Source organism: Aggregatimonas sangjinii (genome assembly GCF_005943945.1).
Lineage (GTDB): Bacteria > Bacteroidota > Bacteroidia > Flavobacteriales > Flavobacteriaceae > Pelagihabitans > Pelagihabitans sangjinii.
Window position 1 is genome coordinate 3,764,811 of the sequence record NZ_CP040710.1, and the last position, 23,191, is coordinate 3,788,001.

The 23,191-nt window shown below is 44.4% G+C and carries 24 protein-coding genes and 1 tRNA gene; 19 read left to right on the top strand and 6 right to left on the bottom strand.

Annotated elements, in window-relative coordinates:
• Positions 1-128 precede the first annotated feature (128 nt).
• Positions 129-461 (bottom strand): single-stranded DNA-binding protein, encoded by a 333-nt coding sequence (locus FGM00_RS15770; protein WP_138853829.1) that lies wholly within the window; start codon positions 459-461, stop codon positions 129-131.
• A 326-nt stretch (positions 462-787) separates the two neighbouring features.
• On the opposite strand from FGM00_RS15770, the gene FGM00_RS15775 reads away from it, so the two are divergent.
• From FGM00_RS15775 to FGM00_RS15830, 12 genes are all read left to right on the top strand, one after another.
• Positions 788-1,249 carry a GyrI-like domain-containing protein gene (locus FGM00_RS15775; RefSeq protein ID WP_138853830.1) on the top strand — a complete coding sequence of 154 codons (462 nt, stop codon included), beginning with the start codon at positions 788-790 and terminating at the stop codon, positions 1,247-1,249.
• A 302-nt stretch (positions 1,250-1,551) separates the two neighbouring features.
• A complete protein-coding gene (locus tag FGM00_RS15780) occupies positions 1,552-1,704 on the top strand; it encodes a YqaE/Pmp3 family membrane protein (protein ID WP_138853831.1) in 153 nt (50 codons plus the stop codon).
• A gap of 20 nt (positions 1,705-1,724) precedes the next feature.
• On the top strand, positions 1,725-2,300 hold the full coding sequence (locus tag FGM00_RS15785; protein WP_138853832.1) for a hypothetical protein: 576 nt from the start codon (positions 1,725-1,727) through the stop codon (positions 2,298-2,300).
• A gap of 123 nt (positions 2,301-2,423) precedes the next feature.
• Positions 2,424-3,710, top strand: a complete 1,287-nt coding sequence (locus FGM00_RS15790; protein ID WP_138853833.1) for a Zn-dependent hydrolase — start codon at positions 2,424-2,426, stop codon at positions 3,708-3,710.
• A gap of 10 nt (positions 3,711-3,720) precedes the next feature.
• The gene (locus tag FGM00_RS15795) at positions 3,721-4,152 is read left to right on the top strand and encodes an SRPBCC family protein (RefSeq protein ID WP_138853834.1); all 432 of its coding nucleotides are present in this window, start codon (positions 3,721-3,723) and stop codon (positions 4,150-4,152) included.
• Between the two features lie 13 nt (positions 4,153-4,165).
• A complete protein-coding gene (locus tag FGM00_RS15800) occupies positions 4,166-4,591 on the top strand; it encodes a hypothetical protein (protein ID WP_138853835.1) in 426 nt (141 codons plus the stop codon).
• Between the two features lie 57 nt (positions 4,592-4,648).
• Positions 4,649-6,196: a M20/M25/M40 family metallo-hydrolase gene (locus FGM00_RS15805; RefSeq protein WP_138853836.1), complete on the top strand. Its 1,548-nt coding sequence runs from the start codon at positions 4,649-4,651 to the stop codon at positions 6,194-6,196.
• Positions 6,197-6,454: 258 nt separating this feature from the next.
• Positions 6,455-9,601, top strand: coding sequence for a VPS10 domain-containing protein (locus FGM00_RS15810; protein WP_138853837.1), 3,147 nt, complete (start codon positions 6,455-6,457; stop codon positions 9,599-9,601).
• 28 nt (positions 9,602-9,629) lie between these two features.
• Entirely contained in the window at positions 9,630-10,196 is a 567-nt protein-coding gene (locus FGM00_RS15815; RefSeq protein ID WP_138853838.1) for a pentapeptide repeat-containing protein, read from the top strand.
• A gap of 164 nt (positions 10,197-10,360) precedes the next feature.
• Positions 10,361-10,855, top strand: a complete 495-nt coding sequence (locus FGM00_RS15820) for a DUF6265 family protein (protein ID WP_138853839.1) — start codon at positions 10,361-10,363, stop codon at positions 10,853-10,855.
• Complete coding sequence (locus tag FGM00_RS15825) at positions 10,852-11,202, top strand: hypothetical protein (RefSeq protein WP_138853840.1); 351 nt, start codon at positions 10,852-10,854, stop codon at positions 11,200-11,202. The genes FGM00_RS15820 and FGM00_RS15825 overlap by 4 nt, the downstream gene beginning before the upstream one ends.
• Before the next feature lie 15 nt (positions 11,203-11,217).
• Positions 11,218-12,240 (top strand): hypothetical protein, encoded by a 1,023-nt coding sequence (locus FGM00_RS15830; protein WP_138853841.1) that lies wholly within the window; start codon positions 11,218-11,220, stop codon positions 12,238-12,240.
• Between the two features lie 32 nt (positions 12,241-12,272).
• On the opposite strand, the gene FGM00_RS15835 is transcribed toward FGM00_RS15830, so the two are convergent.
• Positions 12,273-12,743 carry a CBS domain-containing protein gene (locus FGM00_RS15835; protein ID WP_138853842.1) on the bottom strand — a complete coding sequence of 157 codons (471 nt, stop codon included), beginning with the start codon at positions 12,741-12,743 and terminating at the stop codon, positions 12,273-12,275.
• A gap of 117 nt (positions 12,744-12,860) precedes the next feature.
• Here FGM00_RS15835 and FGM00_RS15840 point away from each other — a divergent pair, with 117 nt between their 5' ends.
• From FGM00_RS15840 to FGM00_RS15855, 4 genes are all read left to right on the top strand, one after another.
• The gene (locus FGM00_RS15840; protein ID WP_138853843.1) at positions 12,861-15,143 is read left to right on the top strand and encodes a M28 family peptidase; all 2,283 of its coding nucleotides are present in this window, start codon (positions 12,861-12,863) and stop codon (positions 15,141-15,143) included.
• Positions 15,136-15,945 carry an SDR family oxidoreductase gene (locus tag FGM00_RS15845; protein WP_138853844.1) on the top strand — a complete coding sequence of 270 codons (810 nt, stop codon included), beginning with the start codon at positions 15,136-15,138 and terminating at the stop codon, positions 15,943-15,945. The genes FGM00_RS15840 and FGM00_RS15845 overlap by 8 nt, the downstream gene beginning before the upstream one ends.
• Positions 15,946-16,055: 110 nt before the next feature.
• Positions 16,056-16,427, top strand: coding sequence for a hypothetical protein (locus tag FGM00_RS15850; protein ID WP_138853845.1), 372 nt, complete (start codon positions 16,056-16,058; stop codon positions 16,425-16,427).
• Positions 16,428-16,630: 203 nt separating this feature from the next.
• Positions 16,631-17,344 carry a hypothetical protein gene (locus FGM00_RS15855; RefSeq protein ID WP_138853846.1) on the top strand — a complete coding sequence of 238 codons (714 nt, stop codon included), beginning with the start codon at positions 16,631-16,633 and terminating at the stop codon, positions 17,342-17,344.
• 192 nt (positions 17,345-17,536) lie between these two features.
• Here FGM00_RS15855 and FGM00_RS15860 read toward each other — a convergent pair whose 3' ends face one another.
• Entirely contained in the window at positions 17,537-18,031 is a 495-nt protein-coding gene (locus tag FGM00_RS15860) for a hypothetical protein (protein ID WP_138853847.1), read from the bottom strand.
• 65 nt (positions 18,032-18,096) lie between these two features.
• Here FGM00_RS15860 and FGM00_RS15865 point away from each other — a divergent pair, with 65 nt between their 5' ends.
• Positions 18,097-19,035 (top strand): NAD-dependent epimerase/dehydratase family protein, encoded by a 939-nt coding sequence (locus FGM00_RS15865; RefSeq protein WP_138853848.1) that lies wholly within the window; start codon positions 18,097-18,099, stop codon positions 19,033-19,035.
• A 6-nt stretch (positions 19,036-19,041) separates the two neighbouring features.
• On the opposite strand, the gene FGM00_RS15870 is transcribed toward FGM00_RS15865, so the two are convergent.
• From FGM00_RS15870 to FGM00_RS15880, 3 genes are all read right to left on the bottom strand, one after another.
• A complete protein-coding gene (locus FGM00_RS15870) occupies positions 19,042-20,007 on the bottom strand; it encodes a YitT family protein (protein ID WP_138853849.1) in 966 nt (321 codons plus the stop codon).
• 59 nt (positions 20,008-20,066) lie between these two features.
• Positions 20,067-21,437: a 30S ribosomal protein S6--L-glutamate ligase gene (gene rimK, locus FGM00_RS15875; protein ID WP_138853850.1), complete on the bottom strand. Its 1,371-nt coding sequence runs from the start codon at positions 21,435-21,437 to the stop codon at positions 20,067-20,069.
• A gap of 131 nt (positions 21,438-21,568) precedes the next feature.
• Positions 21,569-21,895, bottom strand: a complete 327-nt coding sequence (locus tag FGM00_RS15880; RefSeq protein ID WP_138853851.1) for a hypothetical protein — start codon at positions 21,893-21,895, stop codon at positions 21,569-21,571.
• A gap of 241 nt (positions 21,896-22,136) precedes the next feature.
• On the opposite strand from FGM00_RS15880, the gene FGM00_RS15885 reads away from it, so the two are divergent.
• Positions 22,137-22,871, top strand: a complete 735-nt coding sequence (locus tag FGM00_RS15885) for a hypothetical protein (RefSeq protein WP_236262821.1) — start codon at positions 22,137-22,139, stop codon at positions 22,869-22,871.
• Positions 22,872-23,037: 166 nt separating this feature from the next.
• Positions 23,038-23,109, top strand: a tRNA-Arg gene (locus tag FGM00_RS15890).
• Positions 23,110-23,191 lie beyond the last annotated feature (82 nt).

Genomic DNA, 23,191 nt, shown 5'->3' on the forward strand with positions numbered 1-23,191 from the left:
GTGATAGTAATGGTTAAAGCGACGAAGCAATCTGCTACTTAGGTGTCCCAAAGCCAAAGATTACCCCGTCGCATTACCACTGTAGTCTTGAAAAGATGTATTCGGTTACTTGTCAAGACCTGATGTACCTACTTGCCCAACATCAAAAGCTCATTGCATTTAATTTCGGTAAAGTAGCGCTTTTCGCCTTCCTTGGTTTCGTAGGAACGGTGCGTTAATTTACCCTCAATGGCTACCTGCTTGCCTTTGGTCAGATAGTTCTCTACAATCTCTGCGGTCTTGCCCCAGGCGACTACGTTGTGCCATTGGGTATCCTCCACTTTTTCGCCTTGGGCGTTTTTGTAACTATCGCTGGTGGCGATGGAAAATTTGGCGAGCTTGCTGCCGTTTTCCAAGTTTACGATTTCTGGGTCTTGCCCCAAGTTTCCGATCAACTGAACTGAATTTCTAAGTGCGTTCATACTACTCATTTTAAGCGTCTGCCATAGTGTGCAGACAGGTTTAACAATTTGTTTCGCCGAGTTCCGATGTTTCGACGAGGCAAACTTAGAACAGACTCCAAATACTATTCGTGTGCTAAACATTTGTTTACGTTTGTATACGGATGTAAATGTTTACAAATGATTTTTATACTGATTATAAGGGAACTATATACATATCAAAAAATTTGAAAATCTTGTCTGTACTAAGATTATTAAAAATTAGAAATAAAACTAAAACCCAAACCCCTGACATCCCCTGACATAATCCTATGGTATTTTTGTATCAAATACTAAAATCATGGACAATGCAAACCACCGAAATCAAGCCCTTTCATGTCATCGGAATCTCCGTACGAACCACCAACGAAAACGGTCAAGCGGCCTCGGACATTGGTTCACTTTGGGAAAGGTTTATGACCGAAGGCATCTTACAAAAAATACCCCATAGGATTAACGACGACATCCTTTCGATCTACACCAACTATGAAAGCGACCATACCCGGCCTTATGACACTATTCTAGGATGCAAGGTCAGTTCTTTGGATAGAATTCCAGACGGCATGGTCGGGCAAACCTTTGTAGGCGGAACCTTCGCCAAATTTAACGCTAAAGGCAATGTGACCGAAGGAGCGGTTTACCGTACTTGGGTCAACATTTGGAATACCAACTTAAATCGATTGTATACGGCAGACTTTGAAGTTTACGGCAAAAAGGCCAGCAACCGCTCGAATGCCGAAGTCACTATTTATGTGGCCGTAGCATCTTAAAAAAACACAACTATAGGTTCTGTACCGGCAACTTTTCCATAGCAAGGCTGCATGGCTCAGTACAGTATTGCAGCAACACGAGTTTTATACTCAAAATCTTTCCCGCATCTTTTCTGGCACCCTTATACGAACTCAATTCCAAGACAAGAACGCACGAGTCACCACTCCTCTTTGCTGATTGTAAGATGTTAAGACACCATTTTATTTTGTTAAAAATTGTTTCGAATGAGTCAGGCAACCCTATCTAGTATCTCCAAATTTGCATCATTCCGATATTGGAATAAAACAACTATAACGTAATTATGTCTTTAGTAACCATCATTTTAAATATTTTACTGCCACCATTGGCCGTATTCTTAAAACACGGCGTTGGCACCACGCTCTTGATCAGTATCGTACTGACATTGTTGGCTTGGCTCCCCGGGGTCATTCATGCTTTTCTAGTAAACAAATAATAACCTATATACACAATAAAATGAAAAAGTTAGTAATCGTATTTTGTGCAGCTGCCGTTTTGGCAAGTTGTAAAGTAGAGAAAGAAAAATCAGGTGAGCTGCCGGATGTAGACGTTGATATGGATGTGGATGCCGATGCCGGTAGCCTACCCGAATTTGATGTAGATTGGGCAGAGGTAAATGTGGGCACTACCACTAAAATGGTCAAGGTTCCCAAAATCGTTGTCGTGATGGAAGAAGAGGAAGTTGAAGTTCCCGTTATCGATGTTGATATGCCAGGCGATAAAATGGAGCGGACCCTAATGGTCGAAGCGGAGGTTTCCGGAAACGAGCACGCCATCGATATTCAAGAAATCCGAGCGAACAATAATAAATTGTACGTCATTTCTACTATTGAGGAAATGGAAACTTCGTTAGGCGATAAAACCTTACGAATTCAAGATCAGGTAGAATTAAACGCGCCCGATTTGGATGTAAAGCACATCATCGTTGGTACAAAAGCGGACAGGGTTTTCAATAACAACTATACCTATGTAAGCAACATGGGCGATGTTGATGCCATGACCGAAAATGCCAAGGTGATCTACAAAAAATAAAAATCCCCCAAGGTTTATAGTAAATGTCCGATACCACTATGGTATCGGACATTTTTTGTGCCCTATTTTCAATACGGTGCACATCAAAAAATTTCATACTTTAAGGGCTTCATACTATCTAATATGCTTTTTAAACACTCGCTCGTTCTTTTCTTTCTCGGATACACACTCCTGCACGCCCAACAGCCAAAGGTAAATCAAGATCGCCTCGAAAACCGTATCCTGGAACTCGCCCAGTTCGGCCTCCAGGAAAACGGGGAGACCGAGCGGGTCGCCTTTAGCGATGCCGATGTTGCCGCCCAGCAATGGGTGGTGCAAACACTAAAGGATTTGGGCCTACAAGTGCATATCGACTTTGCGGGTAACGTCGTTGGAATGCGCAAAGGAACGGATGCTACCTTGAAGCCCATCGCTTTCGGTTCCCATATCGACCGTGTACCCAACGGGGGAAACTATGACGGTTGCGTGGGATCAATGGCTTCCCTTGAAGTGTTGGAAGTACTGAACGAGCATAACATCAAAACGAAGCATCCTTTGGAAGTCCTTATTTTTTCAAACGAAGAAGGCGGAGTCATGGGCAGTCGGGCCTTGGCCGGTCATTTAGGCAAAGACGCATTAAAAGTCACAAATAGTACGGGTTTTACCATGGGCGAGGGCATCATGCGACTGGGCGGCGATACTACCCGTATTGCTGAAGTAGCCCGCAAAAAAGGAGATTTGGCAGCCTTTTTGGAACTGCATATCGAACAGGGCGGTATCCTTGAAAAAGAAAATCTGGACATCGGTATCGTCGAAGGTATTGTCGGTCTTAAATGGTGGGATGTCGAATTTACCGGCTTTGCTAACCATGCGGGTACCACTCCAATGAACGCCCGGCAGGATGCCTTGCTTGCCGCTGCCAAATTTATCGTAGCCGTTAATGATATCACCAACAGTTTTGAAGGAGCGCAAGTGGGTACGGTCGGAAAAATAAAGGCGGAACCGGGAGCCCCGAATGTAATACCGGGTAAAGTGGTTACGAGTTTGGAAATTCGCGATTTATCCTCGGAGGTCATTGAAAAAGTATATCGGGCCATCGAGGAAAAGGGAGCGCAGATTGCATCGGCTTCCAATGTGCAGATTGAATTCCGGCCGTTAGACACCACTGCCGACCCGGCGATAATGGATTCCACCATTCAATCGGAAATCGAAGCATCCGCGGAAAAACTGAAGCTTTCGACCAAAAGAATGCCAAGTGGTGCAGGCCATGACGCCCAAGATATGGCCATGATCACGCCCACCGGGATGATATTCGTTCCCAGTAAAGGAGGCATCAGCCATTCCCCAAAAGAATTTACAACGGCTGAAGATATGGCCAATGGAGCGAACGTTTTACTCCATACCATTTTAGCCTTGGACAAAAAATTATAGGATCCGCGGTATGAAAGATCAAAATCCGATCATCGTACACCAAATATTCGATGTTCCGGTAAAAGCCGTTTGGAAAGCCATTACCGACAACGCTGAAATGCGGCAATGGTACTTCGACGCCATTCCCGATTTCAGGCCTGAAGTTGGTTTCAAAACCCGGTTTCTTGTTCAGAACGGGGAACGCAACTTTACCCACATCTGGAAGGTGAAAGAAGTAGTGCCGGAAAAATTTATCGGTTATAGTTGGCGCTTCGAGGAGTATTCAGGGGAAGCGTATACCATCTTTGATTTGGCAAAAGAGGATACTAAAACGGCACTTACCCTGAAAAGTTACGTTATTGATGTATTTCCCAATGATATTCCCGAATTTAAAAGAGAAAGTGGTCAAGCAGGTTGGGATTATTTAATCAAGGAAAGTCTTTTACAGTTTTTAAGCACCTAGAACATTCCATGCGATGACTACTTATAATGCTTACGAAATAACGCTCGATGCCTTTATCGCCAAGATACTCATTGTTTGCCCGAAATGTACAAAGAAGGCCCAGGTTGTAGACCATTCAGATGGAAATACAATTCTGACCTGTATATCCTGCGCTTACAACACGAGTAAAAAAGTTGCTTTCTATCAACTTGGCACACCAAAAGATCCGTTTTTCGGTCATCCCCTGTGGCTTCAAAAAAAATTCAAAGATGGCATCTTTTGGGCCTACAATCTAGAGCATTTGACATTGCTCGAAAATCACATTGCTGCAAACCGCAGAGCACGGGATATTACCAAAATCAGTAATCGAAGTATCGGAAGTAGACTGCCCAAATGGGTGACCTCAAAAAAGAATCGGAAAGAACTCTTGCAGCTCATCGATGCACTTAAAAAGCGCTGAAACTTCTTCCTTAAATCAGTATATTAGTTCCCTTCAACACTCTTAGACCACTTGAAAATGAAAAAACTACTACTTAGCTGTGCCTGCCTATTAATTTTTGTTGCCGGATTTTCCCAAACGACCGAAGAAATCGTATCTGCCATTCAAAAAGAGGCCAACGAAAATTCTCAGCTCGAAAATTTTGCCCATGAACTAATGGATGTTATCGGCCCCCGGTTGGTCGGTACACCGCAAATGAAAAATGCCAACGATTGGGCCGTCGCCAAATACAAGGAATGGGGCATCGCGGCCGAAAATCAGGAATGGGGCAAATGGCGCGGATGGGAACGGGGCATTACCCATATTGATCTGGTTTCTCCAAGGGTGGTTTCTTTAAGTGGAATGCAATTGGCCTGGAGCCCATCCACCGGTAAGAAAGGTATTACCGCAAATCTAATCACACTTCCCCAGATAGCTGATTCAATAGCCTTTGTAAAATGGCTCCCGAATGTAAAGGGCAAGTTCGTCATGGTATCCATGCACCAACCTACCGGTCGCCCCGAATACAATTGGAAGGAATTCGCGACCGAGGAATCTTTCGAGAAAATGAAAACCGAGCGCGACTCTTTGGAGAAGGCCTGGCGTCAAAACATGAACAATACGGGTTATACCAGCCGAACGATCAATAAGGCCCTCGAAAAAGCCGGTGCCGTTGGTATCGTACAGTCCAGATGGTCGAACGGCTTCGGAGCGAACAAGATTTTTAGTGCGGGTACGGATCAAATTCCCGCGGTGGATATTTCTTTGGAAGATTACGGCATGCTGTACCGAATGGTGGAACATGGGGACAATCCACAAATAAAAATAGTAGCCGAATCCAAAGAACTGGGTACGGTTCCTACTTTTAATACCATCGCTACCATTCCCGGTACGGAGCTGCCCGATGAATACGTTATCCTTTCCGCCCATTTCGATTCATGGGATGGGGCTACTGGGGCCACCGACAACGGTACGGGCACCATTTCGATGATGGAGGCGGCACGTATTCTCAAGAAGGTATATCCCAATCCGAAACGAACCATCCTTATCGGGCTTTGGGGAAGTGAGGAGCAGGGCCTTAATGGCTCGCGGGCGTTTGTAGAGGATAACCCCGAAATCGTGGCAGGACTACAGGCGGCCTTCAACCAAGACAATGGCACGGGAAGGGTGGTCAACATTTCCGGCCAAGGGTTCTTACATGCCTACGATTACATCGGACGCTGGTTGGAAGCAGTTCCCAAGGATATTTCTAGACACATCGAAACAAATTTTCCCGGCAACCCGGCACGCGGCGGTTCTGATTATGCTTCTTTTGTCGCCGTAGGGGCGCCTGCTTTTTCTTTGAGTTCGCTAAGTTGGAGCTACTGGAACTATACCTGGCATACCAATTTGGATACATATGACAAAATCGTTTTCGACGACGTGCGCAACAACGCCATCCTCACAGCGATAATGACCTATATGGCCAGCGAAGACCCCGAAAAAACATCACGGGAAAAATCGGTCTTGGGCATCAATCCCAGAACAGGCGAGAAAGGGGTTTGGCCGGAACCTCGCGCTCCGGAGCGTAACGGGGGAAAGGATTAAAAATGAGATTGTCACAACAAATTGTTATTGACAAGTAGACATCCGCGACTGCCGGCAGGCAGGTTTACGAGGAGCTACAAGAAAATGTAACTAAAGCAAAGAGTTCAAAGCGACGTGGCAAACTGTGTAAGCCATCTAGAATGCGCGACAGATTGCTTCGTTTTTCGCAATGATGACCAGGAAAAGGTTGCTTCCCCGGCGGTCTGCGAAGCGCAATGATACATCAAATACAAAAAAGTAAGCATATAACCACCTATTATGAAAACCTTCAAATTTCTACTCCTCTTATTGCTCGTCATTCCCATGACGCTACAATCCCAAAAGCGAAAAAAGAAATCCGCCGAACCGGCCATAATCGTTCAGGACAGTATGTTCCATGGACTCAAATGGCGAAATATCGGTCCGTTTCGTGGCGGTCGCAGTGTGGCATCCTCCGGTGTGAAAGGCGAACCCATGACCTATTACATGGGTACCGTGGGCGGCGGCATCTGGAAAACAACGGACGCAGGTCTTAGTTGGAAAAACGTCTCAGATGGCTTTCTAAAAACGGGAACGGTCGGCTCGATCGCCGTCTCGGAAAGTAATCCGAATATTGTTGTCGTCGGAATGGGCGAACATGCCGCCCGAGGAGTAATGACCTCAATGGGTGATGGTGTTTACAAGTCTACCGACGCAGGAAAAACATGGACACATATCGGGCTCGACTACACCCGTCATATATCCGATGTGATCATCCATCCGACAAATCCCGATATCATTTTCGTGGCTGCCCAAGGGGCGCAATACGGACCGTCTGCAGAGCGCGGTATTTACCGTTCTACGGATGGCGGCGCGACATGGGAAAAAACACTCTTTGTTAACAAGACCACAGGAGCATCGGATTTATCGATGGATATGAAAAACCCCTCGATACTGTATGCCGCTATGTGGCAACATCGGCGCTATCCTTGGATTATGGAATCGGGTGGAAAGGATTCAGGCCTATACAAATCTACCGATGGCGGAAGCAGTTGGAAAAAATTGAAAGAGGGATTACCAAAGGAATTTGGCAAAGCCGGCATTTCGGTTTCGCGAGCGAACAATGAAACCGTTTTTGCGGTCATCGAAGCAGAAGGCACAAAAGGCGGCGTGTACAAATCGACCGACGCTGGTAAAAAGTGGTCACAAGTGAACAAAGACCGCATCAATATCGCCCGTTCTTGGTACTATATGGAAATTTTTGCCGACCCTCAGAATGAGGATATCGTGTATGTGTTAAATGCCCCGGTCACCAAGTCTATTGACGGCGGTAAAAGTTTTACACCGCTACCTACGCCCCACGGCGATAACCATCATTTATGGATCGACCCCGATAACAATCAGCGTATGATCAATTCCAATGACGGGGGATCCAATGTTTCCCATAATGGCGGTCAAAGTTGGAGTACCCAGCAAAACCAGAATACGGCGCAATTCTATCGCGTCATTACCGATAACCTAGTGCCCTACAATGTGTATGGAGGGCAACAGGACAATTCTACCGTAGCCATTGCCAGCCGTACGAACGATGCTGGTATCGATTGGAAGGATTGGTATGCAGTAGCAGGAGGTGAAAGTGCATTTTTAGCCTTTGACCCCGACAATCCAGAAATCATTTATGGAGGTACCTATCAGGGAAATCTCGACAAATGGGATGCCAAATCTAGGGAGTCGAAACCCATTAAACAGTATCCCGAATTGGGATTGAGTATTGCCCCAAAAGATTCGAAATACCGCTACAACTGGAACGCCCCCGTCATCACTTCGCCCCACGACCGAAAAACGATTTATCACGCAGGCAATGTGGTGTTCAAATCGACCGATGAGGGGCAAAGTTGGGACGTCATTAGTCCGGATTTGACCAAGAACGAAACCGAAAATCACGGTCCGGGTGGCGGCCCGTACACCAACGAAGCCGCTGGTGGGGAGAATTACAATACGATTACCTATCTGGTTGAATCACCACATGAAAAGGGCGTCCTTTGGGCCGGCAGCGATGACGGCCTTTTGCATATGACCAAAGATGGGGGAGAAAATTGGTCGAATGTAACGCCGCCCAATGTTCCGGATGGCATTATCAACAGTATCGATATTTCTCCACACGACCCTGCGACCGCTTATGTGGTCGTTATGCGGTATAAGTCGATGGACCTCAGTTCACATATCTTAAAGACTACAGATTATGGGCAAACATGGTCTAAAATCGTAAATGGCATTAGCGGTGCGCATACCTTTACCCGAGTTGTTCGGGCCGACCCGAAACGCAAGGGATTGCTGTATGCGGGAACGGAAACTGGCCTCTTTATTTCTTTGGATGACGGTCAAAACTGGCAGTCCTTTCAACTGAACCTGCCTGTCGTGCCCATTAACGACCTGGTCATTCAGGACAACGATCTGATAGCCGCAACTGCAGGTCGCTCGTTTTGGATTTTGGATGACCTTGGCGCAATCCAAAATATCGATACGCCAAAAGCTCCTCTGAAAATCTTTCAACCCAAGAGCACCTACTTGATTTTGGGCGGAAGTAGTGATAAACCAAGACCCAGATTGGGAGACAATCCGAAAAGTGGGGTGACCATTGATTATTATTTGGATAAAGCCGCCGATAGTATGGACTTGACCCTGGAAATCTTTAAGGACAACATCCTGCTCCGAACGTACACCAATACAAAAGCAAAAGACTTTAAGTCATGGCCTGGTGGACCTTCCAAGCCACAAGTACTGCCCTCCAAAAAGGGGTATAATCGCTTTACGTGGGACTTTGGCAAAGAAGACTTGCCGTCGATAGATAAGGTCTTTGTATTCGGAGGACATAGTGGTTCCACCGTTGGCCCAGGAACATACTCCCTGAAACTAACGTTGGATAGCTTGACGTCAGAGACTAGTGTCAACGTGCTTTCGAATCCGAAAGTAAAGGGCAATATGGTCGATTATGAAGAGCAGCAGACCCTACTCGATGCCATTGAAAATACGTTGCGAAATATGCACCGCTCCGTTAATGAAATGCGTTCGGCAAAGGCCCAGCTAAAAAATTATGCCGAGCTGCTGGAAGGCAACGAAAAGGCAGCGGCATTGGTAAAAAAAGGAGATTCATTACGCAAGCGGATTACCGCATGGGAAGAAAACCTCATCCAACCGAAACAAAAAACCTTTCAAGACGTCATCAACTACAACAACAAGCTGAATGCGCAACTGTTGCACTTGAAAGGGTACGTCAATTCGGCCGAGCCCGCAGTTACCAAAGGTGCAAAAGAACGGTGGATCGATCTGCAACAAGACTGGCAGGTCTATGAAAACGAACGTGATGCCATTATCGATGAGGAAATGAATGCGTATAATGCAATGTATAAGGAATTGGGGCTTCCGGCATTGATCATGCCCGATTAAAAGAGTCACAGACAAACCACCTTCCTGAATGAGTTTCATAGCAGACCAAATCTTCAAAAACCAAAACTATACCCAAACCCGCCTACCCAAAGGGGAGTATGAAAATTGCGTATTTGAAGGCTGTGATTTCGAGGAGGGTTATTTGGACAATCAAAACTTTATGGAATGTACGTTCAGTGATTGTAACCTGAGTAATGTCAATCTAGCACATACCATTTTTAAAGAAACGACCTTTTTGCACTGTAAAATGATGGGGCTCAAATTCGAAGCGTGCAATGACTTTCTGATGGACTTCAGTTTCAACGATTGCAATTTGAGTTTTTCTTCCTTCTATGGTCTCAGCCTGAAAAGCCAACAATTCTTGGCTTGCAAATTGATCAGTGTAGACTTTACCAATGCCGATCTTACCGCCGCCAATTTTGATACCAGCGATTTGCATAAGGCCGTTTTTGATGCGACCAAGCTGCAAAAGGCTGATTTTTCCAAAGCAATAAACCTAAACATCGACCCGGAGAAAAATCCCTTAAAAGGTGCGCTATTTTCGAAAGAAGGGGTCCTAGGCTTGTTGCGCAAATACGATATTCGAATCGAATAAATGCTGGGCGGTCTACAATTGGAATAACTTCATACAAAAATGTCCCTTTTCGCTGCTAATAAAACGTCAATAGACTATAGTAGGGATTGTGAACTTAGGTGTAATCCCATCATCCGTTTACAAACGGATATTTCGTATCTTGTTTTTTCAAAAGACCATGTAAAATGAAATGTATCGCAGCTATTTTCTTTCTTGCCTCGACCTGTGTGTTCGGACAGAGTACCTTATCATTTGAAGAAGGTGCCATTTCACCCAAAGCGGATTTGTCATCGGTCATTTGGATGGAAGGCCATTGGAGAGGAGAAGCTTTTGGGGGAGTTGTCGAGGAAATTTGGAGTCCGCCCCTGGGAGGTTCCATGATGTTTTCCTTTAAGCATGTCGTCGACGGGAAAGTCACGTTTTACGAACTGGGGCATATTCGGGAGATGAATGAGACGCTGGTATTTCAGTTAAAACACTTTGGGGGAGACCTAAGGGGATGGGAAGAAAAAGATGAGACGGTAGATGCGAAATTGGTCAAAATCGATGAAAATCGCATCTATTTCGATGATTTTACCTTCGAGCAAATCAGCGATGATGAAATCAATATTTATGTGGTCATCGAGGAAGAGGGCAAATCGGAACAAGCGAAATTCAACTATAAAAGAGTGGTCAAATGAAAAAAACCTGTGAGGAGTGCGGTAGCGAACTAATGGGTCGTATCGATAAAAAATTCTGTTCCGACGGCTGCCGAAATGCGTACCACAACAAAGTGAACCCCGCAAGCAGGAACCTGGTGCGAAACATCAATAACCGCTTGCGTAAAAACTATCGGATATTAGGTAGTTTTCCGTTAAAAGACGGCAAAACACGTACGACCAAAACGCGATTATTGGATAAAAACTTCGATTTCGACTTTATCACCAATCTCTATACCACCAAAAAGGGCACAACCTATTATTTTGTGTATGATCTGGGTTATCTACCGCTTGATAACGATTACTATATGATCGTAAAAAGAGAGTAATTCCAGAGCAGTTAAATGATACGAATTATAGGCTTTCTTATATTATGGTCAACAATATGTGTACGGGCGCAGCCTAATGATGTTCTTGAAATTCACGATTTTAATGAAGATGGAATTGATGATCGCTTGGAATGCATTCGCGAACTTGGCGTACACTGCACTTTCACCGATGGTTTCACAAAAGAATCCATAGATTGGGGTGATTTTGCGTGGAGGGGTGCTATAAAGAGTGTTATTACGGTTCCAAAGCAGTTATTATTAGACGTAAATGCGAAGGTGTATATAGCCATGCAAAGGGAAGTGCTTCCGCATTTGAAAAAATCCCCCGACCCATCTTTACAATGGATACTTAACGCCAATTTTTCGAAGCGAAAACTTGCCGATAATCCTTATGTAGACTTGATTTTTATCCCAAATAGCAAGTGGAAGGCTGGTAATTTTACCATACCGTCGAACTATTATGTTGCAATATCAAGAGATTCCCTGTACCGTTTAGACGACGCTATTCGGAACGATTCCTTGAATAAGGCCACAACAGCACCGTCGGGTTTTTTGGCATATTACGGCCAAGTACATTATATGGGTGAACAACCACGCCAAAAAGATTACATGCCCGTGGCAACTGATGCTACCTATACCATCTACCGAACACGGCATGGAGTGCTAGCGCAAAAGAAAAACAAATTTAAATGGTTGTTCATTACGGACAATGACCTGACAGGGGGTCCGGAAAAATTGCGTTGGGAATCAATCGAGGAGGTTTTTCTATTGGACGACCATGTGCTTATCAAACAAAGTCAAGCCCCAGATCCTGAATATCAACTATATCTCGTACATATCGAAACGGGTATGACCGGAAGGATAAAAATAGATTTTGATTCGCTGTTGGCGCACAATATCGAATTCCTGGACCTAAACGGTCGCGAGCGATTTTCGATGCAGGAGGATACTGTACGAATAGGAAACGACATCAAAAGATTACGTTTGCCGCTAAAGGATATCCGAAAAACCTTGGATGGTATCCTTTACTCTGAATAAAAATTTTGAATTAGGGCGCTGATAGGCACGATCTACTTCCAATTTGCACCGCTCAGTTTAAGTGCCGCGACGACAATATCCTTTCTTGAAATCTGGCCGATGAGCAGTCCGTCTTTCATTACGGGCAGCCTTCTTCTATTATGTTTCGAAAAAACACCTGCCGCATCGAAAATACTGATGTCATGGGGAATGGTCTCTACCTCTTTAGTCATGAATTTCTCCACGCTCTTGTCCAGAATCGGCTGGTTAAAGTAGCGGCTTTCCGAAATCTGTTTCATACAATCCGCTTCCGAGATGATTCCGACAAGAAAACCATTCTCATCGAGTACGGGGCCACCTGAAATATTGTGTTTGGTAAACAGTTCCATTACATTAAGAATAGACTGCTCTGGTGAAAAGGTAACCAATTTCGTCGTCATATAGTCCGTCACCAATATGGGTGCCTCAAATTCTTTTTTGGCCAATGGTTTTGCTCTTCTGCCTTGAAAACTCTTGATTCCCATATCTATTGGTTTTAGGTTAATCTTAAATATAGTAATTTTCAAAGAATTTCCTTTATTTTTTAGATGAAATACAGCAATACGTTCAAATTTTATACTTTTAGACAACCAGAATACCTTATGAAACGATTTCCTTCCGTCACCACACTCTTGATGCTGTTATGTGCCCTGTATTGGGTGTTTTGGAGTATGATGCCATCGTATGATAGCACCCCGGTCGCCGATACTTCATTTTCCACCGACCGCGCCCTATCCCATGTAAAACAAATCTCCCAGAAACCACATGCCGTAGGCTTTACGGGACATGCCGAGGTTCGGGAGTACATCGTTTCCGAATTACAAAGAATTGGCCTTGAAACTTCCTTACAGGAAGGATACACGCCTGGAGACTGGGGCAATCTCAGCAAGGTCACCAACATACTGGCCCGCATAAAGGGTACCGATTCCGGAAAAGCCCTAATGCTCTTATCGCATTACGACAGCAATCCGCATTCCTCATTAGGAGCTAGCGATGCAGGTTCGGGAGTTGCCACGATCTTAGAGGGCATACGCACTTTTTTAGTCGAAAAAAAACATGCACGAAATGATATTATTATTCTTATTTCCGATGCCGAGGAACTTGGTTTGAACGGTGCCGATCTTTTTGTAAACAAGCACCCTTGGGTTGAGGACGTCCGCCTGGTGCTCAATTTCGAAGCTAGGGGAAGTGGAGGCCCAAGTTATATGCTTATCGAGACCAATCGCGGGAATGCGCGATTAATAGAGGAATTTACCAAGGCCAATCCAGACTACCCAGTTGCGAATTCTTTGGTCTACAGTATCTACAAAATGCTACCTAATGACACCGACCTTACCGTATTTAGGGAAGATGCGGATGTAGAGGGACTTAATTTCGCATTTATCGACGATCATTACGACTATCACACGGTTCGCGATAATTACGAACGCTTGGATAAAAACACCCTTGCACATCAAGGCAGTTATCTCATGCCCCTATTGCATCATTTTGGCAATGCCGACCTGAACAATTTAAAAAGTTTGAATGACCATATCTACTTTACCATACCGTTTTTTAAAATGGTATCGTACCCTTACGAATGGGTATGGCCTATGTTCGGCCTAGCGGTCTTCTTTTTTATGCTATTGTTGATTTATGGCTATCGTCGTAAGAGCTTACGGGGCAAGCAGGTATTAATGGGCTTTGCACCTTTGTTCATATCGCTCGTCGCCAATGGTGTCGTCGGGTATTTTAGTTGGTCGGCACTTAAAATTCTCTACCCACAGTACGGCGATATGCTACATGGCTTTACATATAACGGGTATACCTACATCGCAGCGTTTGTACTCCTGGCAACGGGCATCTGTTTTTGGGTGTACAATAAGTTTAAAAAAGTGCAACCTGCCAACCTTCTGGTCGCACCCTTGGTCTTATGGCTCTGCATCTGCGCGGCTGTTGGCCTTTATTTAAAAGGCGCAAGTTTCTTTATCGTTCCGGTTTTTGGCCTACTTGCAACGTTCATGGTCACCATAAACCAACGCAGGCCGAATGCCTATCTGCTGGTTTTTTTGTGTATTCCGGCCTTATGGATCTACGGTCCGTTCATTAAAATGTTTCCCGTTGGCCTGGGCCTTAAAATGATGGTCGCCTCTACCCTATTGGTCAGCCTTACCTTTTTCTTGTTGCTTCCCGTTTTTAGCTTTTACCGAAAGAAACACCGCCTGGCCAACCTATGTTTCCTGCTTTTCGGTGCATGTATGATCTACGCCCATTTTAATTCCGGGTTTGACCGGGACAATGCTAAACCCAGCAGCCTACTCTATGTATACGATGCGGATAAGAACACTGCAAAGTGGGCCACATACGACAAAGCACTCATCGATTGGAATGGTCAATTTTTAGGGGAGGATAAGCAGGTATCTCAAAAATTATCGGATCAAACCATAAGCAGTAAATACAATTCCGGGTTTTCCTATGTCTCACAAGCACCGTCAAAGAATTTGCGCGGACCTAGAATCGAGACAGGTCGGGATACGATTATGGGGGACGAGCGCTTGCTCGAAATTTGTATTAGTCCGCAACGGAATGTGAATCGCCTCGATATCTTTACCAATGACATCAGTATTACCAAGGCGGTAGCGAATGGAGCGCCGTTGCCCGCGTATTTTCTAGAAAATCGAAGAAAAGGAAAGCTACTCACCCATTATATTAGCGATAATGCCTATACCGACCTTGAACTTCGCATACCAAAAGATGACGTATTGGAACTGACCCTTTACGAGTCATCAAACGACTTGCTCAACAATCCCCTTTTTAGCGTTCCCCCGCGACCAGAACAGAGTATTCCCATGCCATTTGTACTTAACGATGCCGTATTGATAACCAAAACCGTTCGATTTGAATAAGTCTATCGCCATTTTGGGCTGCGGATGGTTGGGATTGCCTCTGGCCATGTCGCTATTGAATAAGGGATTTTCGGTACGTGGTAGCACTACTTCCGAAAAGAAGCTCGAGCTACTTCAAGCGAAAGGAATAGCGCCCTATCTCATAAGTATTTCCGAAAATAGTATCGATGGTAATATATCGGATTTCCTAACGGATGTGTCGGTACTGATCATCAATATCCCCCCTGGATTGCGAGGGTCCTCCAGTGAGAATTTCGTGCGAAAGATGAAATTGTTGCACTCGAAAATAAAACGTTCTGATGTAAAAAGACTGATTTTTGTAAGCAGCACCTCGGTGTATGGGGATTTACAGGGCGAAGTAACCGAGCAAACGCCCCCAGAACCCGTTACCGAGTCGGGAAGACAGCTTTTGGAAGCGGAAAACATTTTTCGCGCGGATGATAATCTGGATACTACGATCGTACGCTTTGGAGGTCTTATTGGCGATGATCGGCACCCCATTACCATGCTTAGCGGGAGAACAGGTTTGACCAACGGAAGCGCCTACATCAATCTTATTCATCAAAATGATTGTATCAAAATTCTTGAGCATGTCATTACCGCACAATGGTGGAATCAAATCTTGAACGGGGTTTATCCCTACCATCCATCTAAAAACGCATATTATACATCGGAAGCTCGCAAACGGGGTCTCAAACCTCCCCAATACGAGGTCGAAAACACCCAAATCGGAAAGAAAATCGTTCCGTTCGCCCTACTTAATGTTAAAGGGTTTTCCTTTAACACTTCAATCCGCTCTTAGTTCACCACAAGAAATAGCAGTTTCACAACAAAGTCGACCGAATTGTGTTAACAGAAGTGGTATTTCATCGACTAAGTGGTAACTTTATCCTATAATTTAAAACTTTTGCCATGGAAAATTTCAATTTGAAAAGGCGGATTCTTCTAGAGATAGAGGGTCTGATCTCGGAAAGTTGCCCCGAGACGAAAGTTCCCCTAAAATTCGAAAACCTGCATGTGGCACTATTAAAAAAGTATTACAATGCGGCGAACGTATCTATCGATTATCACCGAAGAAGGGTGCAGATGGATATTGTGATGGATGATCAACAGTACGATCCGAAAACGGTCAACACCGATCTGCCCACATTAAGCGCGAACCTATGGTTCCGAAACTTATGCGATTTTTTAAAATCGTGCCTAGATCGTGACTCCCGTAGTCTCGCGTTTTATGCCAGTTTATTAAAATCCTATCAAAACGATGATAGGGTACTGGTAGCTTAAATTTTTAACAGACCAAACCTAAATAGAAAAGGATGCCCAATCGGCATCCTTTTTTTATGTTCTTAGAGAACGTTTTCCTATTAAAATGATTTTTGCAATAGTCCACTTGACCTACAAGAACCATCTTTCATCTGTTTTAACGCTTTCCTTAACAGCGAACTACGGATAATTTTAATATTTTTGCGCACCAAAATCAATCATACATGAAACGTTTTACAATTGCATTACTATGTCTTGCAACGCTCTCGATGAGCGCCCAGACTACGAACGAACTACAAAAACACTATGAAGCCTTTTATAAGGAAATGAGGCTTCAGGGCGATGTAAACGGTGTCGTATCCGCTTTGACCCATCTAAACGTCATCGCGCCCACCACGGCACGAAAAGACACACTTGCTTATGTGTACGCCAACAACAACCAACACTTGCAAGCCTTGAACACCATCGGAATCGAAAAAAACGAGTCTGACTCCGACTTGGCCGTACAGGTAAAGGCTATTTCTTTAAAGGCACTTAATCAACCCAAACGCGCTTTGGAACAGTTCGAGGTACTCAACAAAAGAAATCCCGGGGCATACCTCGCCTATGAGTTGGCAGACCTAAAAATTCAAACAGGTGATAACGCAGGAGCCGCTGAAAACATCGCGTATGGTATCGCAAATGCCAAAGAGGAAGATAAGTACGCCTTTTACGAACGGCAACAACCATACGAAACCTCCCTTAAGGCGGCCTTTATTCATTTAAAGGCCCTTGTAGAATACAACAAAGACAAGAATAACGTTGATGGTGCCATTGCACTTTTAGATGAGGCATTGGCCATTGATCCCAACTTCAACCTGGCCAGCTTGAGCAAGCAAGCATTGGAATCGAGAAAAAGCCCACCGGCCGGCACTCCTGCCCCAGAGAAAAAAGATTAGGATTACTATCAGAAAAATAAAGAAGGTAAAAAAGGAGGGGGTCTAAAAAGTATAACCTATACGTCATTACGAGCAAGGCGAAGTAATCTGTCTGTTTACACCAACGAGTTACAGATTGCTTCGTGCCTCGCAAAGACGGCTGAAAGTACTTTTTAGACACCCCTCTTTTTTTTGATAAGCCATGACCGTACCCTACTCCTCTAGTATAAGGTTTTTGTCCAAGGTGTTATTTACGATAATAGTAAACTGGTTGCGTAAGGCATTATAGGCATTGATCATCTCAAGCACCGAATCTTGTACATCCAGTCGGTAATACAGGTCTCCTTTTACTTTCAGCAAAAAGGTATTGAAAAGCGTTAGCCGTCCCTTTATTTGGGGTAAATCGAATTCTTTGGGAAATCTAGACTTCGCCAAAGCCTTCTGTTTTACTTCCAGGTCTTCAATGACCAGTGTCAAATCTTCCGTATTTTCGACGGTATAAAGCGCATCAAAACTATCCTCTAGGGCATCGAATTCCTTCCAGTCAACAATAATCGGTTTTACCTTGGAGTCAATGGCCACTTTTTTCGGCCACGCAGTGTTATCGATTTCGAAAGTGGAAACCACCTCCTGGGCCACCTCCTTCTTTTCCTGTTTGCAGGAGATGACAAGGACCAGTAAGACCCCGTAGAAAAATAATCTTTGCATTGGACTAATGTAGTGATTTTTGAATCGGTTATCTTTACCCTAATATCTCTTTAACGCTATTTTAAATGTCAAAATCGATACTGATTATTGGGGCCTGCGGGCAGATAGGCTCGGAACTTACCCATACGCTGAGGGAAAAATACGGAGGGGATAAAGTTGTGGCCAGCGATATTCGGGAAGGCGATGACCACTTGATGGAATCAGGTCCGTTTGAGATTCTTGACGCCACCGATTTCGATGCTTTGGAGGAAATCGTGGCGTATTGGGAAATAGAAGAAGTCTATCTAATGGCGGCTATGCTCAGTGCAACGGCCGAAAAATTTCCGATGCGGGCCTGGAACCTGAATATGAACTCGCTCTTCAATGTACTCAATCTTGGAAAGGATAAAAAAATAAAGAAGATTTTTTGGCCGTCCAGTATCGCCGTTTTCGGACCCGACACCCCTAAGCAAAATACACCTCAGCATACCATTATGCAACCCAGCACCGTGTATGGTATCAGCAAGCAGTCGGGCGAGCGCTGGTGTGAATACTACCATCGAAAATTCGGGGTAGACATACGCAGTGTCAGGTATCCCGGCCTTATCAGCTGGAAGACCATGCCTGGTGGTGGTACGACTGACTATGCCGTAGAGGTATACCACCAAGCCCTTTCCAACGGCAAGTATAGCTGTTTTCTAAAACCGGATACCGAACTACCCATGATGTTCATGGACGACGCTATCCGAGCCACTTTGAAAATCATGGAAAGTGATACAGGGAAAATAAAAGTGCGCTCCTCCTACAACCTGGCGGCCATGAGTTTTACCCCCGCACAGGTGGCCAAGAGCATTCAAAAACAGCTTCCGGATTTCAAAATGGAGTACGCTCCTGATTTTAGGCAGGCTATCGCCGATTCATGGCCAGGGAGTATCGATGATTCCGCGGCTCGGGACGATTGGGGATGGCAGGCCGAATTTGATTTGGAAAAGACCACTACCGAGATGTTAGACCATTTGAAATAGGCACCGTTACTTTAGTGGTTTTCTTTTGATCATACCGCCTTTGATGTCCTTGACCACGTTCATCATCACAAAAGCCTTTTTGTCGATTTTGTCCAATTCGGTGCTCAGCTTGGCGATCTCTAATCGGGTAAGTACGGTAAAGACGATTTCAACGGTGCCGCGATTATCCCGATACCCCCCTTTGCCTAAATAAATGGTGCAAGCCCGTCTCATTTTTTCGGTAATCATCTGTCTTACATCCTCGCTCTTCTCGGAAATAATAGTCACTCCTATATATTCCTCGACCCCATCTACCACATAATCGACTGTCTTGGCGGCGACCAGATACGTCAAGATAGCATAGAGCGCAACTTCAACGGAAAGCAAATATGCCCCAATAGAGAAGATGATGATATTGATGAACAGCAGGATATCGCCAACAGTCAAATGCCATTTTCTACTCAGGTAAATGGCCAGTACTTCGGTACCATCAATAACCCCTCCGCCCCGCATGGTCATACCAATGCCCAAGCCTAGAAAAAATCCCCCAAAAAACGCGATAAGCAGCTTATCTTCGGTAATGGTCGGCAAATGCAAAAAATGAACGACTATAGCAAGCACCAAAATCGCACAAATACTCTTGATAGCGAATTTGGTACCAATTACCCTGGCCCCCAGAAAGACAAAGGGAACGTTTACGGCGATGAGGAAAACCCCAAGAGGAATGTCATAAAAGACCCGTAATAATAGTGAAAGCCCCGTAGCTCCGCCATCAATAAAGCTATTCGGCAATAAAAACCCCCTTAAACCAAAGCCGGCGGCGAATATGCCGATGGCGATGAACAGTATTTCCCGTAAGGCATGTACCAATTCTACTTGTCCGGCCCTTACTTCGGTAGCAATTTGCTTCTTTGAGATTTTTTCTTGCGAAACTTGGCCTTTTAGCTTGCTTTTAGCACGTTCGACCAGTAAATATTGAAGTATAGGATTCATGCCGTTAAAGTAGCGAAAAAAATCAGCTTCCCGCAGTTGAATACGGTGTGAAAGGTCGTTTAAATACTAAACTTCAATTTCTTCTCGATCGCTACGATCATCTCATTGGCAATATCCTTTCCAGTCGCATTTTCAATGCCTTCCAAACCGGGTGAGGAATTGACCTCTAACAACAACGGACCTTTGTTCGAACGGATGATATCCACACCGGCCACAGCGAGGTTCAGCACTTTGGCCGCCTTTACAGCCAATTTTTTCTCCTCTTGGGTAATTTTAATAATCGAAGCGGTACCCCCTTGGTGAATGTTCGCACGAAATTCACCTTTAGTGGCTTGGCGTTGCATCGAGGCCACTACCTTATTATTGATAACGAAACAGCGAATGTCCTGACCGTTGGCCTCTTTGATAAATTCCTGGACCAAAATATTCGTATTGACACTCTTAAATGCGTTAATCACACTCTCGGCGGCCTTGTTGGTCTCGGCAAGCACCACACCCTTGCCCTGTGTACTTTCCAGCAATTTGATGATCAAAGGCGCTCCGTTCACCATTTTGATCAAGTCCTTGGTATCCATCGGTGATTTGGCAAAGCCGGTAATCGGGATGTGAATATCGTTTTTGGAAAACAGCTGCGATGCGAAGAGTTTGTCCCTTGACTGGGTAATCGCTTCCGCGGAATTTTGGCAATACACCCCAAGATTATCGAACTGACGGATCAAGGCACAGCCATAAAAGGTGACGGAAGGCTTGATCCTTGGGATGACCGCATCGAACTCCTTAAGGATATTTCCACCGCGATACCGTATTTCCGGGGAGTGGGCATCCAGTTTCATATAGGCCAGCTCAACGTTCAGGAAAACGATTTCATGACCTCTCGCCATTGCGGCCTCAACAATGCGTTTGTTGCTATAAAGCTCCGGGTTGCTTGCCAACAAGGCGATTTTCAATCCAGTCTTTTCTTTGTAGAACGGTGCATATTTTCGATACACATCGGCATCGGTAAAGGCCCGCTGCTGATAATACAAGGCCGGGTTCACGATATACCTTTCGTTTAGAGCCTCTCGACCCAGCAACATCCGAAATTCCATGGTATCCCGATTGGCCAAGGTCAGCTCTATTTCAAAGGTTTCCTCTCCGATCGTTACGGGGGTTTTGACCACGAAGCGCTCCTCGGAAATACCGGAGGAGCTCTTTACCATACGACGATCTACAAGTCGCGCCTCACATTGAATAGCAATACTCCTATTCTCCTGAATGGGATTTACCTCGAACTTTACCCACTCCTGGGCGTCTTTGCTATAGGCTTTTATGTTGGTTGCTTGAATCGATGAGGTTTTTGCTCCGGAATCTACCCGCGCCTTGATGGCCGGAATGCCCAAATTCTCAAAAACACACCACTCTTCACTTCCTATTATTTTTAAATCGTTCAATATATGTCGTATTTAATTTCATTTCCAAGAAAGGCACTATTGGTATATTCTATCCGCTCCGAACAACCTTAAATGCGGTATGAAAAAATAGTGTATCTAACTAGAAAATACGGAATTAAGCAAAATTCAGCTTATTGGTCTTCGTCATCCCCATCCACCATATCTTCAGGTTTGGGAGCAACGACAGCTTCAGGATCATCGTCATCGAAATCCTCATAATCGCTTTCATCATAATTTTCCATCGTATACTCCAACTTCTCGCTGATTTTTACCAAATACTTGGTATCCTCGGTGAGTACTTCCACCGCCTCGATTCGGTCACCATGAGCATTGCGAAACGAAATGATATCGCGATCATCGTACCCATCTGGGTAGCGCTCCACCGTAAGCTTTAGTACCTCTGGCGTCAACTTTTTAAAATCGACGATTACTCTTCTTAAATGCGCGTGCTTGTCCATAATTACATACTTAAAGAATGACTAAAAAATCTACCGTCTGGTGGCCGAGACCACGAAAAATACATCTGAAGAAAGCTGCCACGTTCTCAGAAACAAATGAAAAGAAAAAAACGGAGTTTTTAATAAAAAAATTCCGCCATAGCATAAAATTAGTTCGATTAGGTCTATTCATAAACCCATTTTTAAACTAAAGGACTAATTTTTAGTATTTTAGATTTCCTATTGCAAACATATTTATACTATGATGAAAACGAGAAATAAGCTACTGCCCCTAATTTTTCTGCTGACTTTTAGCCATACCGCTATTACGTATGCCCAAATTCCGTCAAATGTCTACTATTTTCAAGAGATAACCGATGGGAAAAGGGTGAAACACGAACTAAAAATCAACGAGAATTACCTGATTCAAAACATTTATGAAACCAATCCGAACAAATTCGTTAAGACCATTGGTGGTTATTTTACCATTCAACAAGATACGCTTAAGGTAGATTTGGAATTCAATTCAAATTATGAGCAAGATTCCATTACGAAAGTAGCCTTCCCTTATACTTTTCATGGCGATAAACTTGTTCTTCACACAACACCACAACAGGAATATCTCGCTCCGGAAAATCTGGAACAGGAGCTTGACGGCCATTGGCTCTTCGCCACTAGAGGCCCTGATAACGGTCAAGAGCGAAGGGATGATACCAATGCGCGAAAAACGCTAAAAGTGCTTCAGGACAACACTTTTCAATGGATTGCTTACCGTACTGAAACCATGAAGTTCTCCGGAACCGGTGGTGGGTATTTTTCGTCGGAGAATGGTGTCTACTCCGAAAAAATTCAATTCTTCTCAAGGGACGATTCCAGGGTCGGTGCCGAGTTGAAGTTCAATTATGAGTTGAAGGATGGCGATTGGCACCATACCGGCAATAACAGCAAAGGAGAGCCGATGTATGAGATTTGGGCAAGAAGGGGGACTAAGCGGTAGGCAGTAGGCAGTAGGCAAAATTTTGAAATTATATCTCTCACTCTTTTAAACCCTTCTGAGACGGCCGGTTCTTAAGTTGGGATTGGAATTGAACTTGTAAAATGAAAAGGTGCTTTTATGCTAGCACGGTATGGTTAAAAAAATTATTTTTGCCATCCATTTAAGCGGCCTCGTAGTTCAATGGATAGAATAGAAGTTTCCTAAACTTTAGATGCAAGTTCGATTCTTGCCGAGGCTACTATAGTTTTGATTTCAGGAAAATTCCTTTGAAAACCAAAATACGATTATTGGGATGATAGCCCACCGTAAAAGGAAGCCCC